Source organism: Pseudomonas sp. p21 (genome assembly GCF_001642705.1).
GTDB lineage: Bacteria > Pseudomonadota > Gammaproteobacteria > Pseudomonadales > Pseudomonadaceae > Aquipseudomonas.
In genome coordinates this window covers 136,237-152,997 of sequence record NZ_LWBV01000005.1, presented here as the reverse complement: position 1 = coordinate 152,997, position 16,761 = coordinate 136,237, and the positions used below count along the sequence as shown (strand labels likewise).

The window sequence follows — 16,761 nt, the reverse complement described above, 5'->3', positions numbered from 1 at the left end:
GGAACCGCCCACCCGCTACCCAAGTAGCATTCGTCCCCGGTACCCACCTTCGTACACTGAACCCTCAGCCACCCCGCGCCGGAGACCACGATGCAGCAGGCTCACAACGACGGTGTGGTCAGCGCCATGTCCCAGGCAACCGACGCCCGGCTGGCAGCCCAGGAGCTGGCGGCGCAGTTGCTGCACCCGCACCTGGGCTTCGTGCTGTTCTTCTGCTCCGCCGAGTACGACCTGCAAGCCCTGGGCGAGGCCCTGGAGCAGGGTTTTGGTGGTATCCGCCTGGTCGGTTGCACCAGCGCCGGCGAAATCACCCCGCTGGGCTACGGCCGCAATTGCATAACGGCGGTAGGGTTCGACCACCGGCACTTTTCCATTGCCACCGAGCTGATCGATGAAATGGAGCGCTTCAGCCTGATCGACGCTCAGCAGATGGTCGAGCGCCTGGTTGGCACCTGCCGCAGCAATACCCTGGCACCGATCAAGGGCCACAGCTTTGCCCTGACCCTGCTCGATGGCTTGTCCAGCCGTGAGGAGATGGTGCTCGCCGCCCTCAGTGCGGCCCTGGGCGACATCCCGCATTTCGGTGGGTCGGCCGGCGACGACAACTACCTGACCCGCACCCACGTGTATTTCGGTGGCGCGTTCCACCACGGCGCGGCGGTGGTGGTGCTGGTCAACACCTGGCTCGACTTCGAAGTATTCACCACTCACCACATCCTGCCGCGCCAGGAAAAGCTGGTGGTCACCGGTGCCGACAGTGCCCAGCGACGGGTCTTCGAACTGAATGCCGAGCCTGCTGCCGAGGAGTACGCCCGGCACATCGGCGTGCCGGTGGACGAGCTCGACCACCGGGTGTTCGCCGCCCATCCGCTGGCCGTGCGCATCCACGACCAGTATTACGTGCGGGCGATCCAGCAGGTGCACCCGGACCTGAGCCTGAGTTTCTACTGCGCGGTGGAAAACGGCATCGTGCTCACCGCCATGACCCCGGGCCCGTTGTTGCCGAACCTGCACCAGTTGTTCGACGGCTTGCAGCAGCGCCTCGGCCCGCTGCTGCTGACCATCGGTTGCGATTGCTTCCTGCGGCGGCTGGAGTTGCAAGCCCATCACGGCCTGGAGCCGATCGGCGCGTTCCTGCGCGAGCAGCGGGTGATCGGCTTCAACACCTATGGAGAACAGTTCAATGGCATGCACATCAACCAGACCTTCACCGGGGTCGCCATTGCCCGCAACCGGCCTCCTGTCGGTCGCTGAACTGCAGGCCGAGGTCGCCCGGCTGCAGCACCAGAACCACAAGCTGCAGCGCATCAACGGCGCGCTGATAGAACGCATCGAGTCCGGCGTAACGCGTGGCAACGACCCTTACGCCGCGTTCCAGCATTCGGTGGTGCTGGCCGAACAGGTGCGCGAACGCACCGAAGCGCTGAACCAGGCCATGGCCGAGCTCAAGGCCGTCAACCGCCTGCTCAGCGAGGCCCGGCAGCGGGCCGAGACTGCCCACCAGCACCAGATTCGCCTGATCACCGACCATGTGCCGGCGCTGATCGCCTACCTGAATGCCGACCTGGTCTACGAATTCACCAACAAGGTCTACGAAGAATGGTACTGCTGGCCCCGCGGCGTGATGCTGGGCCAGAGCCTGCGCGAGGCCCACAGCGAACAGCATTACCAGCGCCTGGAGGCCTATGTGGCACGGGCGCTGGCGGGGGAGAGCGTAACCTTCGAGTTTGCCGAGACCAACATCAACGGCCAGGAACGCTACATGCTGCGCTCCTATGTGCCGAACCGCCTGGCCAACGGTGAAGTGGTGGGCATCTTCGTGTTGATCCGCGACATCACCGAGCGCCGTAATACCGCACAGGCGCTGCACCAGGCCTATCAGCACCTGGAGCAACGGGTACGCGAGCGCACTGCCGAGCTGACCAGCCTCAACGAGCAGTTGCTGCGTGAAATCGAGGAGCGCAGCCGGGTGGAATCGCGCTTGCGCGAGGCCAAGCGCGAGGCCGAGCAGGCCAACCTGTCGAAAACCAAATTCCTTGCTGCTGTCAGCCATGACCTGCTGCAACCGCTGAATGCGGCGCGGCTGTTCACCAGTGCCTTGCTCGAACACCGCGAGCTGCAAAACAGTGCTCACCTGGTACGTAATGTCAGCAACTCCCTGGAGGATGTGGAGAACCTGCTAGGTACCCTGGTGGACATTTCCAAGCTCGATGCCGGGGTAATCAAGGCCGATGTCGCCCCGTTCGCCCTGCGCGAACTGATGGACAACCTCGCTGCCGAATACGCCCAGGTGGCGCGCAGCGAAGGGCTTGAGCTGCATTTCGTGGGTTGCTCTGCCGTGGTGCGCAGCGACATCCAGCTGCTGGCGCGGATCCTGCGCAACCTGCTCAGCAATGCCATTCGCTACACCCCCAGCGGCCGCGTGGTACTGGGTTGCCGGCGCCAGCGTGGCGGCCTGCGGATCGAAGTGTGGGACAGCGGAATCGGTATTGCCGAGGAGCACCTGGAAGAAATGTTCCAGGAGTTCAGGCGCGGCGATGTGCAGCGCCCGGATCAGGACCGTGGGTTGGGCCTGGGCCTGGCGATCGTGGAAAAGATCGCCGGCATCCTCGGCCACCGGATTCGGGTGCGCTCATGGCTGGGCAAAGGCTCGGTATTCGCGGTCGAAGTGCCGCTGAGCGCCACCGCGCCCAAGGCCCAGCCGAGCCTGGCGATCAGCGAGCCGATGCTCGAACGGCTGCGCGGGGCGCGGGTGTGGGTGCTGGATAACGATGCGGCGATTTGTGCCGGCATGCGCACCCTGCTGGAGGGGTGGGGCTGCCAGGTGGTCACCGCACTGTCGGAGGAGGACCTGGCGCGCCAGGTGGACAACTACCATGCCGAAGCCGACCTGCTGATCGCCGACTATCACCTGGACAACGACTGCAATGGCGTCGATGCCGTGGCGCGGATCAATGCCCGCCGCGCCCAGCCGCTACCGGCGATGATGATCACCGCCAACTACAGCAACGAGCTCAAGCAACAGATCCGCGAGCTGGGCCACACCCTGATGCACAAGCCGGTGCGGCCGATGAAGCTGAAGGCGGCGATGAGCCATTTACTGGGCAGCAGTGTGGCATAGCCGCTGGCCTCTTCGCGGGCTTGCCCGCTCCCACAGGATTCCCGCAGGTTTCAGTGTTGCGCAATACCTGTGGGAGCAGGCAAGCCCGCGAAGAGGCCGGAACAGGTCAGCGGCGCAGGTAATCACCGAAATCGATATCACCGGCACTGAGGATGGCCTGCACCCGGTTGTGCACGTTGAGTTTGCGCAGGATCGCCGAAACGTGGGCCTTGACCGTGGTCTCGGCGATATCCAGGGTGTAGGCGATCTGCTTGTTCGATTCGCCCTTGGTCATGCGCTCGAGCACCAGCAACTGCTTGCGGGTCAAGGCCTGGAGCATCTCCGGCGGGAAGCTCGGGGCATCGCTCAGGCGCCGGCTGGTGCTGCTTTTCTGAGCGCGGATGATATCGGGCGGCAGGTAGACATTGCCGTTGAGGATCTGCTCGATCGCTTCGATCATCTGTGAGCGTGGCGAGGACTTGGTGATGAAACCCACCGCACCGTAGGTGATGGCCTGCAGCACGATCTGCTTTTCCTGCTCGGCCGAAACGATCACCACCGGCGTGGTTGGTGCCTCGTTGCGCAGGGTGATCAGGCCATTGAGGCCATGCATGCCGGGCATGTTCAGGTCGAGCAGGATCAGGTCGAGGTCGTCGTGCTCGTGGGTCAGCGCCAGGGCACTGTCCAGGTCGGCAGTTTCCATGACTTCGCTGCCCTGGAAACCATCGCTGATAACGTTGTGGATGGCTTCGCGAAACAGGGGGTGATCGTCGGCAATCAGAATTTTGTACATGGCCTTTTCACCTCGTTTTTATTGGATGGAGCGGGGCACGCGTTCGCAGGCAATGAACTCAGGGGAAGGGTTCCGGCTGTGCCGGTTGCAGTGGCAGGTTGGCTTGCTGCCAGGCGTCCAGGCCGTCGCGATACCAATACAGATTCTTATAGCCAAGGGCTTTTGCGCGTTTTACCGCGTTCCAGCTTAACCAGCAATCGGAGCGGCAGTAAAAGACCAGCGGTTGCTCCGTGCGCCCGGCGGTGGCTTTTTGCAGGTTGCGCACGAAGTAATCGTGCCACGCTGGGCTCAGCTCGCCGTCGCCGGTGTTGGCCAGCCAGCGGCTGCCGGGGATGTTGGTGTGGGGTTCATCTTCGATGAAGCGGCCTTGCAGCCATTGGCGGCGATAGACGTCGATCAGCACCGGCTTTGGGGTGTGCCCCAGCAGGTTTTGCAGCGTGGCGGTGTCGATGACCTGGCCGCCTTCGACCTGCTGTGGGGTCGGGCTGCGGTAGAGGGTAGTGCGATAGCCCTCGGCGGAAAACAGCGGTGTGCTGTCGGCCTGGGCTATGCCCAGCGTCAGGCTCAGCGAAAGCGCCGCCAGCAATGGGCGTGGCAGCCGGGGCAGGGCACGTGGCATGGGGTTTATCCTTTTTGTTATAGGCCCATTACATGCCAGTGGCGGGGCATTGTGAATGCGACGATCAGACAGCAAAGGCAGTACCAAAGTAGTAGAAAACCCTGCGCGCAACCCTATGGGAGCGCTGAACAATTGGATTGTGGCCACTCAGCGCGGCTTGCGCAGCGCCGCATGCTGGGGGTTGAAGGTGAGGATCGCCAGCAGGGTGAACAACACGGTCAGCCCCAGGCATACCGCCAGCGCCAGCGGGTTGAAGCGTTCATACAAGGCAAAGCGCACCAGTTCCACGGCATGGGTGAACGGGTTCACGGCGCACAGCCAATACAGCCACTGGCTGGCCTCGCGCATCTTCCACAACGGGTACAGCGCCGAGGACAGGAAGAACAGCGGGAATATCACGAAGTTCATCACCCCGGCAAAGTTCTCAAGCTGGCGAATCGCGTTCGACAGCAACAGCCCCAGGGCGCTGAGCATCAGCGCCACCAGCAACAACGCCGGCAGCGCCAGCAACAAACCCGCAGCCGGTGGTTGCACGCCATACAACCAGGCGATGGCGAGGAAGGCGTATACCTGCAGCAGGGAAATCAACGAGGTCGCCAGCAGCTTGCTGCCGAGCAGAAATGGCCGCGGCAATGGGCTGGTCAGCAGCACGCGCATGCTGCCCATCTCCCGGTCATAGACCATCGACAGCGAGCCCTGCATGCCGTTGAACAGCAGGATCATGCAGGCAAGGCCGGGGATGATGTACACCTCGTAGGGAATGTAGGTGTCGTAGGGCTCGATGATCGCAATGCCCAGGGCCGCGCGAAAGCCGGCGGCGAACACCAGCAGCCACAGCAAAGGGCGCACCAGGGCGCTGAGGAAGCGTGTGCGCTGCAAGACGAAACGCAGGCATTCGCGCAGGAGAATGCCGTTGAAGCACTGCCAGTAAGCGTTCATTGGGCATTGACTCCTGTGGGGGCGCTGGTCAGGCGGGCAAAGGCATGGTCGAGGTCACCGCCGTGCTCCAGGCTCAGGGCATCGGCCGTGCCGCTGGCCACCAGGCGCCCCTGATGCAGAATCAGCAGGTCGTCGCTGGGCTGCACTTCGTCCAGCAGATGGGTAGTCCACAGCACACTGAGGCGCTGCTCGCGGCACAGCAGCCGCAGGTGCTGGTTGAGCGCCAGGCGGCTGGCCGGGTCAAGGCCGACGCTAGCCTCGTCGAGCAACAGCAAACGCGGTTCATGCAGCAGCGCGCGGGCAATCTCCACCCGGCGCCGATGGCCGATGTTCAGCGCCCGAACCGGCTCACGCCGCCGCTCATCGAGGCCCTGGCGGGCCAGTTCGGCATCGACCCGAACATTGCCCTGGCGCCGCGACAGGCCATGTAGCGAAGCGTGGTAGCGCAGGTTCTGCTCCACGCTCAGGTCCAGGTCCAGGGTGCTTTGCTGGAACACCACGCCCAGCTGGCGCAAGGCCGGGCGCGCCGCGTTGCGCAGCGAGCAGCCGCACACGCGGATGTCGCCATGCTGCAGGTCGTACAGCCGGGTGAGCAGGGCGATCAAGGTCGACTTGCCGGCACCGTTGGGCCCCAGCAAGGCGGCGAAGCGCCCGGGCGCCAGGCTGAAGCCGACCTGCCTGAGCGCCTCGCGCTGGCCGTAGGCAAAGCTCACGTCACTGACTTCGAGGGTATTCATGGCGTCACCACCACGCCCCAGGGGTAGCGGCCGACCTTCACCGACTTGAGCACCTTGAGGTTTTTTGCATCGATCACCGAAACGTCGCCGCTGACCCCGTTGGTGGCCAGCAACTGGCTCTGGTCCGGGGTGAACGCCAGCTGCCAGACCCGCCGGCCCACCAGCAGGTAGTCGAGTACTTCGTAGGTGTTGGCGTCAACCACTGCTACATGGTTGGCCGGGCCCAGGGCGACGAATGCGTACTTGCCATCGGCGCTGAGCTTGATGCCCACCGGCTGGACCTTGTCCGGGTGCACGCCCTTGATCTGGAAGTTGAGGGTTTTCAGCACCTGGCGGCTGGCCACATCGAGGATGGTCACCGTGCCGCCGATTTCCGCCGAGGCCCACAGTCGCGAGCCGTCCTGGCTGAACTCGACGAAGCGCGGCCGCTGGTCAACCGGGGTGCTTTCCGCCAAGGTCTGGGTGCTGGTATCGATCCAGTGCAGCATGTTGGTGGTTTCGCTGGTGTTGACCGCCCACTTGCCATCCGGGCTCACCGCCATGCCTTCGGGCTCGATGCCGACGTCGATCTGCCCGAGCACCTTGTCGGTCTGGGTATCGATCACCGTCACCAGCGCGTCGTCCTCGTTGGACACGTACAGCCAGCGGTCGTTGGGGTGCAGGGCGAACTGCTCGGGGTCCTTGCCGGAGGGCAACTCCTTGATGATCTTGCGGGTGGCCACGTCCATCACCTGCACCCGGTCCGAATCGCTGGCGCAGATGTACAGCAGCGTTTTGTCGTGGGACAGCAGCAGACCGCGCGGGCGCTGGCCCACCGGCAGGGTCTCGGTGACTTGCAGGGTGTGCATGTCGATCAGGCTGAGGCTGTTGTCCTTCTCGTTCGACACCCAGGCGGTGGCGGCCACGGCGTGCCCGCTGGCAAGCGCCAGGGCGCCCGACAGCAGGCTTGGGTAAAGCAGTGCCCGGTGAAAAGGGGAGCGGCGCATGGCGAAATCCTTTTTTGTTGTGGTTATCGGGTCAGGGGTAGCCGCAGGTCACTTCGGGCTTGTCGTAGCCCAGGCTGTCCATTTCGTTGAACGGGTGCAGGAAGCCCTCCTGCGGCGAGGTGCTGACCAGGGCCCGAGGTTGTACCAGCGGGATCGGTTGGCGCAGCTCGCCGTTCCACGGGCGGTAGCTGAGCTTGCGGCCCTTGAAACCGTCCAGCGGCAACTGCTCGCTGAGCAGCAGTTGCTGCAGGGCACGGGGCTCGGCCTGGCGCAGTTTGCTCACTGCGCTGGCGACGCTGCGCACGGCCATCCAGGCGGCGAAGTCGCGGTCGTTCATCCAGCGCCCGGCCTGGGCTTCGAAGCGCTTTTGCAACTGCGCCGCGCCGAAGGTTTCCACGGTCTTGTGCCAGCCGGTGGGGGTCAGGCCCTGAGTGCCGGCCACCGGGCGTGGGTACCAGGTCTGGTAGGGCAGGTACTCGCCGAAGTCGCCGCGTTCGTCGGCCACCAGCACCACGTCGTACTCGGCGGTTTGCGTGAACAGCGGCATGTCGGCCTGGGCGCTGCGACGCTGGTCGTTGTCGAATGTCCAGGCTTTCTCCGCGACCAGCTGCATGCCAAAGCGTTTCATGGCGCGGCGCAGGGCCGCCGCGTAAGCCCGGTCGTCGTCGGTCTGGCCGACGATCAACAGCGCCCGCTGCCACTTGCGCAGCACCAGGAACTGCGCCAGGGCATCGGCCAGCATGGCGCGGCCGGGCAGGCTGTGCAGCACATTGCCCAGGCACTGGCTGCTGCGCAGGCTGTCGTCCGGGGTGCCGGCGTTGAACAGCAGGCTGTCGGGCAGGGCGGCCGACAGCGCGCGCAGGCTGGCGGCGGGGGCATTTACCACGAACAGTCGCAGGCCCTGGTCATGCTGGGCCTTGGCGGCTTGCAGCAGGGCTTCGGGGCTGTCGACGCTGGCCTTGGCCAGTTGGAATTCCTGCTTGAGAAAGCGCCCGCTGCTGTTGCTGTCGACAATGGCCAGTTCGGCGCCCTGCAGCCCGGCATCGGCGGGCTCGGGGATGATGTTGGACAGCAGCGGGCCGGGATCGGGGCGATAGCCCAGGTAGCCGATGCGCACCTGCAACGGTTCAGCGGCCTGGGCCTTCGCGGCTGGCGCCGGGCTCGCAGAAAGCGTCGCGGCCATGGCCAGCAGGCAGGTCAGGGCAAGGTGGGCAGGCTGGCGCATAAAGCAACTCCACGGCAGATGGCGCCAGCATAGGAAGCCCGCCGGGAGGGGGAAATATGCAGAAAGTAGCGCACGGCCGGTACCAAGGTAGTAATTCGCCACGCGGGCCCGGGTTTTACGATGGGCCGCAGCACCCTCGGAGGAGAACCGCCCATGCGCCTTGTCAACCTGTCGGCCCTGTGGCGGATCAACCTCTGGGTCACGTGTTGCTTCGCGATGGTGACGCTGGCCTGTGCCGGGGTGCTGTTGCATCAGGCGGTGGCTGATGTGGAGCGGGAGTTGCAGTCGGCCGAGGCCGTAGTGGCGTACCTCGGCGACACTGCCGAGCGCGACCCGCAGCGCCTGCAACCACGGCTGACGCAAAGCCTGCGCCATGTGCGAGTGCACTGGCTGGCGGCGGATGAAGCCGCGCGGCTGCCGCAGGAGGCCGGCCTGGATGCCTGGCTGGGCCGCCAACTGCTTGGCCAGCGCCACGCCAGCAGCCGGCTGCTGGAACTGGGTGACGGCCGCCGGGTAGTGATAGCCGTGGATGCCCGGGATGAAATCGACGAAGTCCGCGATTCCCTGCAGCAGCTGTTGGTCCTTTGCGGCCTGGCGTTGTTGCTGAGCTTGTTGACCATTCGCTGGGCAGTGCGGCGGGGCATGGGCTTGCTGGACGATCTGCTGCAGGCCTTGCGCCAGGTCTCGGGCGGCCAATTGACCACTCGCCTGCGCGAGGCCGGTCTGCCGGAGGCGCGCCAGCTGGCGGAGCACTTCAACCGCATGACCGCGTCTCTGGAGCAGGCCCGGGCCGACAATACTCAATTGACCCAGGCCCTGCTGGCGGTGCAGGAGCAGGAGCGCACTCAGCTGGCGCAGACCCTGCACGACGACCTTGGGCAATACCTGGCGGGTATTCGCGCCCAACTCTGCCTGCTGCGCATGGTGGCCGACCAGCCCACCATGGTGGCGCAGACGACACGTGCCCTGGAGCTCGATTGCGAACGCCTGCAGCAGGGTTTTCGCGCCTTGGTACACAACCTGTATCCGCTGGCGTTGCAACACATGCCGCTGGCCGAAGCCTTTGGCCTGCTGGTGAGCCAATGGCAGGCCAGTCAGGGTATCGAATGCCGCCTGCGGGTCGGCGAGCAGCTGCCGGTGCTGCCCGGGGCGAGCCGCACGCATTTGTATCGCTTGCTGCAGGAGGCGTTGACCAATGTCGCCCGGCACGCCGGCGCCAGCCAGGTGCGGGTGCGCCTGCAACGCAGCGCCAAGGGCTTGCGCCTGCTGGTTCGCGACAACGGTTGTGGCGCGAGCCAGCCCCAGCGCCCCGGGGTAGGCCTGCACTCGATGGCCGAGCGCGCCCGCAGCCTGGGCGGTGAACTGCGCATCCTCAGCCGCCCGGGTGCCGGCTGGGCGCTGGCCCTGAACATTCCCATGGAGGTGTGATGAATATCGTATTGGTCGATGACCACGCCGTGGTCCGCCAGGGCTATGCCAGCCTGCTGCGGGCGGTGCTGCCGACAATACAGGTGCGTGAGGCTGCCAGTGGCGAAGAGGCACTGGCCCGGGTTCAGGAGCAAGTGCCCAACCTGGTGATCATGGACTTCGGCCTGCCAGGCATCAGCGGCCTGGAAACCACCCGGCGCCTGCGTCAGCGCCTGCCGCAGTTGCGGGTGCTGTTCTTCAGCATGCATGACGAGCTGCCGCTGGTGCGCCAGGCACTGGACGCGGGGGCCTCGGGTTACCTGACCAAGAACTCGGCACCCGAAGTGCTGATCGAAGCGGTGCAGCGGGTGTTGGCCGGGCATGCCTATATCGAACAGCCTTTGGCCACCCAGCTGGCCTGTACCTCACAGCAGAACGCCAGTGACCCGCGCCTGCAGCGCATGACCCAGCGTGAGCTGGAGATTTTCGTGATGCTGGCCAAGGGTACACCGGTACGGGGGATTGCCGAGCAGCTGTGCATCAGCGCCAAGACCGTGTCCAACCACCTGACTTTGCTCAAGAGCAAGTTGCAGGTCAGCTCCCATGCCGAGCTGGTGCACCTGGGGATTGATCTGGGGGTGGTGCGGGTGGCGGGGTGAGGTCTTTATGGGGTGTACGACCGGACCCTGTGGGAGCGGGCATGCCCGCGAACACCGGCGAAGCCGGTGCCAGACACCGCGTAGGCTGCTTCGCGGGCGAGCCGGCTCCCACAGGTAACCGAGCGGTTGCAAAAATGGCAGCGCTCAATTGTCCCAGGTCTCAGGGCACCCCTTGCACCCTTCCATGTTGGCCTCCTGAAAATTCCCGTAATGCTGCCGCGCCCCGCGCAGATCGGCGCGGGCCAGGTTGCTCTGGCCGAACTTGGCCTCCTGCAGGTTGGCATCGCCAAGGTCGGCCCCTTGCAGATCAGCCTTGCTCAGCCAGGCCATTTCCAGGTCCGCCGCCCGCAAGTTGGCCTGGTGCATCTTCGCCCCTGACAACCTGGCGAACTGCAGGTAGGCCGCGCTGAGGTCGGCCTTGGCAAATTGCGCGCCCTGGGCAAACAGGCCCCAGCCCTGAATCGCCACGAGCCGGCCATGGCTCAGGTCGGCCAGGCGCAGGTTGCTCTGCTGCAGGCTGGCGCGGGTCAGGTTGGCGCCTTGCAGGCGTGCCTTTTCCAGGTTGGCCAGGTCCAGCCGGGCATGGCGCAGGTCGGCATCGCGCAGGTCGGCGCCGGCCAGGTTCATCTTGCGCAGGTCCTGGTTGGCCAGGTTGGCGCCACGCAAGTCGGCCCCCGGGCACTGGCTGGCTTCGGCAATCACGCAACCATTGATGATCAGGGGGGGATCGATGCCAGCGTCGTCGGCATTGTCGGCCATGGCAGGGGATAGCACGATCAGCAAGGCAAGTGGCAGGTAGTTCATGGTGAAAGGCTCCTGGCAGGAGAAAGGCAGAAGCGGGGAGGGGCGCAGGCCCGCTCCCCGCTGCAGGTCAACGCTGTGCAGTCTTGTTGTCCCAGCTGGGGATCTTGAACACCCAGAACGAACCGCCCTGGGCTACCGGCTTGGTCAGCTCGGCCATGTCGCCGCCCCACAGCGGCACCGCACCGCCGTAGCCCACGGTCACGCCGATGTACTGCTCGCCGTCCTGCTCCCAGGTGATCGGCGGCGAGACGATGCCGCTGCCGGTCTGGAACTTCCACAGCTCCTTGCCCGTTTTGGCGTCGAAGGCCTTGAAGAAACCGTCGCCGGTGCCGGTGAACACCAGGTTGCCCTTGGTCGCCAGCACGCCGGCCCACAGCGGCAGGTGCTCCTTGTGCTCCCACACCAGCTTGCCGGTGGTCGGGTCCATGGCGCGGAGGGTGCCGACGTGATCGTCATACATGCGCTTGATGCGGAAGCCCATGCCCAGGTAGGCCGAACCCTTCTTGTAGTTCACTTCCTCGGTCCAGTACTCCTCCTTCCACTGGTTGCCGGGGATGTAGAACAGGCCGGTGTCCTGGCTGTAGGCCATGGGGTTCCAGTTCTTGCCGCCAAGGAACGGTGGCGAGACCTCCACCGGCTTGCCCTTGGTTTCCCCCGGCAGCGGTTTGGCCGGGCGCTGCCCGGGGTTCTCCACCGGGCGCCCGGTCTTGAGGTCGATGTGGCTGGCCCAGGTGATGTTGTCGACGAAGGGGAAGGCGTTCTGCAGTTTGCCGTTGCTACGGTCCACCACATAGAAGAAGCCGTTGCGGTCGGCGTGGGCGGTGGCCTTGACCAGCTTGCCGTCCTTGTCCTTGTAGTCGAACAGCACCAGCTCGTTGTTGCCGGAGAAATCCCAGGCATCGTTGGGCGTGTGCTGGTAGAACCACTTCACCTCGCCGGTGCTCGGGTCGACGCCGACCTGCCCTGAGGTATACAGGCTGTCGAAGTCGTGCGGGTTGCCGTCCTTCGACGTGCGCGCCCAGGTGTTCCAGGGGCCGGGGTTGCCCGCGCCGACGATGATGGTATTGGTCTCGGGGTCGAAACTGGCGCTTTGCCAAGGGGCGCCACCGCCATGGCTCCAGGCTTCGACCTTACCGGTTTCGGTGGTGGGGTCGTCCGGCCAGGACGGTGCTTTGACGTCACCGGTCGGGGTGCTGTCCTTGCCGTTCAGGCGGCCCATGTGGCCTTCGACGAAGGGCCGCATCCACACTTCTTCGCCGGTTTCCGGGTCGCGGGCGAACAGTTGGCCGACCACGCCGAATTCATCGCCGGAGCTGCCGTGGATCAGCAGCACCTTGCCGCTGGTCTTGTCCTTGATCAGCACCGGGGCGCCGGTCATGGTGTAGCCGGCACTGTGGTCGCCGAACTTCTTGTTCCACACCACTTTGCCGGTGCGCTTGTCGAGGGCGATGACCCGCGCGTCCAGGGTGCCGAAGTAGATCTTGTCGCCGTAGATCGCCGCGCCGCGGTTGACCACGTCGCAGCAGGGGCGAATGTTGTCCGGCAGGCGGTGGTTGTAGGTCCACAGGCGCTTACCGGTTTTGGCATCGAGGGCGAACACCCGCGAATAGGAGCCAGTGACGTAGACCACGCCGTCGCTGACGATGGCCTGGGATTCCTGGCCGCGCTGCTTCTCGTCGCCGAAGGAATAGGACCAGGCCGGGGTCAGCTTGAACACGTTCTGGTCATTGACCTGGGCCAGCGGGCTCCAGCGCTGGGCGTTGGTGCCCATGCCGTACTGCAGCACGTCCTGGGTGGTCAGGTGGTCGTTGGCGATGTCTTCCCAGGTCACGTTCTTGCTGGCAGGTGCTGCTGGGGCGGTGGCCGCCGTGGCCGCGTTGCTCAGGGCCAGGCTACCGACCAGCAGCAAGGCCCGCACGCTCAGGGCCAGAGGGGAAAGGGCGGGTAGCGTTCTTGTTGTCATGGTTGCAGTTCCCAGTGGAGGTTTTGGCCTGCACAGGGTGGGACGGGGCGGGCGTTGCGGGATACGGAAAAAGTCCCGCCCTTGCCGGGAATAGTTCCCGCAGGGCACCTCATTTGGCCCTTCGCCACAAGCCCTACTACCAAGGGAGTAAGGCGCGGCCACCAAAGCAGCATACGGCCGCCTGCGGGCTGTTTCTAAGATGGCGGCACGGCCTCTGTGGTTGAGGCCTTGCGTGCAATCGTGAGGGCATAAAAATGACAACAAAACGCAACGTCTTGCTGGCTGCCGGGCTGCTTGCCAGTGCAGTGCTGACCGGCACGACCTGGGCTCATGGCAATGTGGTGCCCCAGGCCGTAGAAACCCAGGGCCTGACCCCGATCAAGGACGCCGGCGTAACCCTGGACGGCGATGGCTGGGCGGCGGTCAACCCTTACCGCGCCTCGCCCGAGCACGACAAGGCCGTGGAAATCGGCGCCTCGGCCTACAACCAGAACTGCGCCGCCTGCCATGGCCTGGAGGCCAAGTCTGGCGGTATCGCCCCGGATTTGCGCATGCTCGATGCCGGTGAGGCCGGGGATGAATGGTTCGTCGAGCGGGTACGCCACGGCGCCGTCCGCGACGGCCGGGTGTACATGCCGAAGATGGCCGACTACCTCAGCCAGGAAGCCTTGTGGGCGGTGCGTACTTACCTGGACAGCGTGCACGTCGAGGAGTGACGGCCATGCGCCTGTTGGCGATGCTGTTCAGTGGCCTGCTGCTGTGGTGCACGGCAGTGCAGGCGCAGGTGCGCAGCTACGACGCGATCATCGCCGCCGGTGAATTGAAGGTGGCGGTGTACAAGGACTTCGCGCCCTACAGCTTCCAGGACCACGGCCAGCCGCGCGGTGTCGACGTAGAACTGGCGCAGGCCCTGGCCACGGCTTTGGGGGTGCGCTTGCAGCTGGTCTGGGCGCCGCCTGGGGAAAAGCTCGACGACGATCTGCGCGACTACATCTGGCGCGGCAGCCCACTGCGCCACCAGCAACTGGCGGACCTGATGATGCGCGTGCCGTACGACCACGCCTACGCGCAGAGGCGCAACGAGGTGGGTGAGCTGGAAAACGCCCAGGTGGTGATGTTTGGCCCGTATCAGGAGGAGCGTTGGCAGGTCGCCTACGATCGTCGCCGCCTGCCCTCGGTGGCCAGTGTCGCGGTGTTCCAACAGCACCCGATCGGGGTCGAGGTGGACAGCGTGCCATCGTTCTACCTGACCTCGGTGTTCAACGGCATGCTGAGTGCCAAGACCCATCATTACCCCAATGTGCAGCAGGCCTTTGGTGCCATGCAGGCGGGCCAGGTGGACGCGGTGATGGCGATGCGCGGCGAGGTTGACTGGCAACTGCACCAGGCCGCCGACCCGCAACTGGCACTGGCGGAGAACGCCTACCCGAACCTTGGCAAGCAGGCCTGGGAGATCGGCATGGCGGTGCATGAAAGCAACCGACAGCTGGCCTATGCGGTGGAGGAGGCGCTTGAGGCGCTGATTCGTGATGGGCGGATGAAGGCGATTTATGCCAGTTACGGCCTGCGTTACCAGGTGCCGGAGATGTATCAGTAGCGGTGGCACGATCCCAGTGGGAGCAGGCTTGTCGAGGCGTCGAACCGCCGCGAACACGGGCGAAGCCCGTGCCATCCACCGCGCCGCCTGCTTCGCGGGCATGCCCGCTCCCACAGGGATCATGCTGGCTCAACGGATAATTGTTTCATCAAGGAGTGGGCGATGAACTGGCGAGCGACTTTCCTGCTGGCCTGCTGGATGCCCTGGGCCGCACAGGCCCTGGCCAGCGAGCCGAGTAACCACAAGGACCCGGTACCGTCGGTAATGTGGGACTTCTACCACAAGCAGCTGCTGGGCCAGGCCGCGTTCGTCTTCGATGACCGGGTCAAGCTGCTGGCGCCACCCTTTGCCGAGGACGCACGCCAGGTGCCGCTGGAGATCGACGCTAGGGCGTTTAGTGGCGAGGTAGTGCGGATTCTCGCCTGGGCCGAACTCAACCCGCTGCCGCGCATTGTCGACTTCCAGCCCGGCGAGCGTGTGCTGCCCTGGTTGTCGATCCGCATCCGCGTCGAACAGGCCACGCCACTGCGTGCTGCGGTGCTGACGCGCGACGGCCTGTGGCATGTCGGCTCGACCCTGATCGATGCCGCCGGTGGCGGTTGTACCGCGCCCAGCGTGGTACGCACTCAACCCGGCTGGGAGGAGCACCTTGGCGAAGTCCTGGGCGGGCGCTACCCGCGCGGCGACAGCAGCCGCCTGCGCCTGCAGGTGGCCCACCCGATGGACAACGGCCTGGTCAGTGGTATCCCCGAATTCTTCCTCAACCATGCCGAGCTGCAGGACGCTGACGGCCAGCGCCTGGCCAGCCTGGAACTGTACCCGGCGGTCAGCGAAAACCCCAACCTGGGCTTCGACATCCAGGGCCCCGGGCCGACCCGGTTGGTGTTGCAGGACAACAGCGGCAACCAGTTCGAGGCGGCGGTGCCCTGAGCGCGTTGCCCCACTTCATCCCTGACCAGAGGCGCCCGTCATGCGTTGCATCCTGCTGTTGCTGCTGTGCCTGGGCCTGCCGGCCTGGGCAGACCTGGACTATCGGCTCAAGCCCCGGCAGATCGCCGAGGGCACCTGGCTGCTGGAGGGCAGCACCGACAATTTCGCCAAGGATAACGGCGGCAATATCGTCAACACCGCGTTCATCGTCACCGACAGCGGTGTGGTGGTGATCGACAGTGGGCCGTCGAAACGCTACGGCGAAGCCATGCGCCAGGCCATTGCCGCCACCACCGACAAGCCGGTGGTCGAAGTGCTGCTGACCCATCATCACCCTGACCATGTGCTGGGCAACCAGGCCTTTGCCGATGTACCCATCGGCGCCCTGGCCGGTACCCGCGAGCTGTTGCACCAGCAGGGCGAGGCCATGGCCGAGAACATGTACCGCCTGGTCGGCGACTGGATGCGCGGGACCGAGGTGGTGCTGCCGACCCGGGTGCTGGAGCCGGGTATTCATGAGGTGGGCGGGCACCGCCTGCGGCTGCTGGCGCTGGGCGGGCACACCGGTGCCGACCTGGCGATTCTGGATGAAAACACCGGCGTGCTGTTCGCCGGTGACCTGGTGTTTTACGAGCGCGCGCTGACCACGCCCAACAGCCCGGGGCTGGAGGTTTGGCTGAAGGACCTGGACACCTTGCAAGCGCTGCCCTGGAAGCAGCTGGTACCCGGGCACGGCCCGCTGGCCAGCGATGCCCGGCCGTTTGCCCAGATGCGTGACTACCTGGGCTGGCTGGATGGGCTGATGCGTGACGGCGCGGCGCGTGGCGACGACATGGCCGAGATGATCCGCAGCCCGATACCCGAACGGTTTGCCGGTATCAGCCTGACCCGTTACGAGCTGATTCGCAGTGTCAGCCATCTGTATCCCCGTTACGAACGCCAGCAGCTGCGGCGCTTGCCGTGAGATTTTCTGCGCCTTCGAGATCGAGCGCCGCCCGCGCG

Annotated in this window: 16 protein-coding genes; 8 read left to right on the top strand and 8 right to left on the bottom strand. The window is 65.3% G+C overall.

Annotated features, from left to right (window positions below; genetic code table 11):
* The first annotated feature begins 90 nt into the window (after positions 1 to 90).
* The gene (gene nosP, locus A4C63_RS16270) at positions 91 to 1,254 is read left to right on the top strand and encodes a nitric oxide-sensing protein NosP (RefSeq protein ID WP_063913566.1); all 1,164 of its coding nucleotides are present in this window, start codon (positions 91 to 93) and stop codon (positions 1,252 to 1,254) included.
* Positions 1,223 to 3,121 carry a NahK/ErcS family hybrid sensor histidine kinase/response regulator gene (locus A4C63_RS16265; RefSeq protein WP_063913565.1) on the top strand — a complete coding sequence of 633 codons (1,899 nt, stop codon included), beginning with the start codon at positions 1,223 to 1,225 and terminating at the stop codon, positions 3,119 to 3,121. Before nosP ends, A4C63_RS16265 begins: the two co-directional genes overlap by 32 nt.
* 106 nt (positions 3,122 to 3,227) lie before the next feature.
* Here the strand turns inward: A4C63_RS16265 and A4C63_RS16260 are convergent, their stop codons facing one another.
* From A4C63_RS16260 to A4C63_RS16235, 6 genes are all read right to left on the bottom strand, one after another.
* Positions 3,228 to 3,893 (bottom strand): response regulator transcription factor, encoded by a 666-nt coding sequence (locus tag A4C63_RS16260; protein ID WP_063913564.1) that lies wholly within the window; start codon positions 3,891 to 3,893, stop codon positions 3,228 to 3,230.
* A gap of 58 nt (positions 3,894 to 3,951) precedes the next feature.
* A complete protein-coding gene (locus tag A4C63_RS16255) occupies positions 3,952 to 4,512 on the bottom strand; it encodes a PQQ-dependent catabolism-associated CXXCW motif protein (RefSeq protein WP_063913563.1) in 561 nt (186 codons plus the stop codon).
* Between the two features lie 147 nt (positions 4,513 to 4,659).
* Entirely contained in the window at positions 4,660 to 5,451 is a 792-nt protein-coding gene (locus A4C63_RS16250) for an ABC transporter permease (protein WP_013972167.1), read from the bottom strand.
* Positions 5,448 to 6,188 (bottom strand): ABC transporter ATP-binding protein, encoded by a 741-nt coding sequence (locus A4C63_RS16245; protein WP_063913562.1) that lies wholly within the window; start codon positions 6,186 to 6,188, stop codon positions 5,448 to 5,450. The genes A4C63_RS16250 and A4C63_RS16245 overlap by 4 nt, the downstream gene beginning before the upstream one ends.
* On the bottom strand, positions 6,185 to 7,174 hold the full coding sequence (locus A4C63_RS16240) for a YVTN family beta-propeller repeat protein (RefSeq protein ID WP_063913561.1): 990 nt from the start codon (positions 7,172 to 7,174) through the stop codon (positions 6,185 to 6,187). The genes A4C63_RS16245 and A4C63_RS16240 overlap by 4 nt, the downstream gene beginning before the upstream one ends.
* Positions 7,175 to 7,205: 31 nt before the next feature.
* Positions 7,206 to 8,399 carry an ABC transporter substrate-binding protein gene (locus A4C63_RS16235; protein ID WP_063913560.1) on the bottom strand — a complete coding sequence of 398 codons (1,194 nt, stop codon included), beginning with the start codon at positions 8,397 to 8,399 and terminating at the stop codon, positions 7,206 to 7,208.
* 153 nt (positions 8,400 to 8,552) lie between these two features.
* On the opposite strand from A4C63_RS16235, the gene A4C63_RS16230 reads away from it, so the two are divergent.
* Both A4C63_RS16230 and A4C63_RS16225 read left to right on the top strand, forming a co-directional pair.
* Entirely contained in the window at positions 8,553 to 9,827 is a 1,275-nt protein-coding gene (locus tag A4C63_RS16230) for a histidine kinase (RefSeq protein WP_063913559.1), read from the top strand.
* On the top strand, positions 9,827 to 10,465 hold the full coding sequence (locus tag A4C63_RS16225) for a response regulator transcription factor (protein WP_063913558.1): 639 nt from the start codon (positions 9,827 to 9,829) through the stop codon (positions 10,463 to 10,465). Before A4C63_RS16230 ends, A4C63_RS16225 begins: the two co-directional genes overlap by 1 nt.
* A 144-nt stretch (positions 10,466 to 10,609) precedes the next feature.
* Here A4C63_RS16225 and A4C63_RS16220 read toward each other — a convergent pair whose 3' ends face one another.
* Together A4C63_RS16220 and exaA are read right to left on the bottom strand one after the other, a co-directional pair.
* Complete coding sequence (locus tag A4C63_RS16220) at positions 10,610 to 11,269, bottom strand: pentapeptide repeat-containing protein (protein ID WP_063913557.1); 660 nt, start codon at positions 11,267 to 11,269, stop codon at positions 10,610 to 10,612.
* A gap of 67 nt (positions 11,270 to 11,336) precedes the next feature.
* Positions 11,337 to 13,232, bottom strand: a complete 1,896-nt coding sequence (gene exaA, locus A4C63_RS16215) for a quinoprotein ethanol dehydrogenase (protein ID WP_063913556.1) — start codon at positions 13,230 to 13,232, stop codon at positions 11,337 to 11,339.
* 254 nt (positions 13,233 to 13,486) lie between these two features.
* Here exaA and pedF point away from each other — a divergent pair, with 254 nt between their 5' ends.
* The 4 genes from pedF to A4C63_RS16195 all read left to right on the top strand — a co-directional run bounded on the left by pedF (position 13,487) and on the right by A4C63_RS16195 (position 16,723).
* A complete protein-coding gene (gene pedF / locus A4C63_RS16210) occupies positions 13,487 to 13,948 on the top strand; it encodes a cytochrome c-550 PedF (protein WP_063913555.1) in 462 nt (153 codons plus the stop codon).
* A 5-nt stretch (positions 13,949 to 13,953) separates the two neighbouring features.
* Positions 13,954 to 14,829, top strand: a complete 876-nt coding sequence (locus A4C63_RS16205) for an ABC transporter substrate-binding protein (RefSeq protein ID WP_063913554.1) — start codon at positions 13,954 to 13,956, stop codon at positions 14,827 to 14,829.
* 162 nt (positions 14,830 to 14,991) lie between these two features.
* Positions 14,992 to 15,759 (top strand): quinoprotein dehydrogenase-associated SoxYZ-like carrier, encoded by a 768-nt coding sequence (locus tag A4C63_RS16200; protein WP_063913553.1) that lies wholly within the window; start codon positions 14,992 to 14,994, stop codon positions 15,757 to 15,759.
* A gap of 40 nt (positions 15,760 to 15,799) precedes the next feature.
* Positions 15,800 to 16,723 (top strand): quinoprotein relay system zinc metallohydrolase 1, encoded by a 924-nt coding sequence (locus A4C63_RS16195; protein ID WP_063913552.1) that lies wholly within the window; start codon positions 15,800 to 15,802, stop codon positions 16,721 to 16,723.
* Positions 16,724 to 16,761 lie beyond the last annotated feature (38 nt).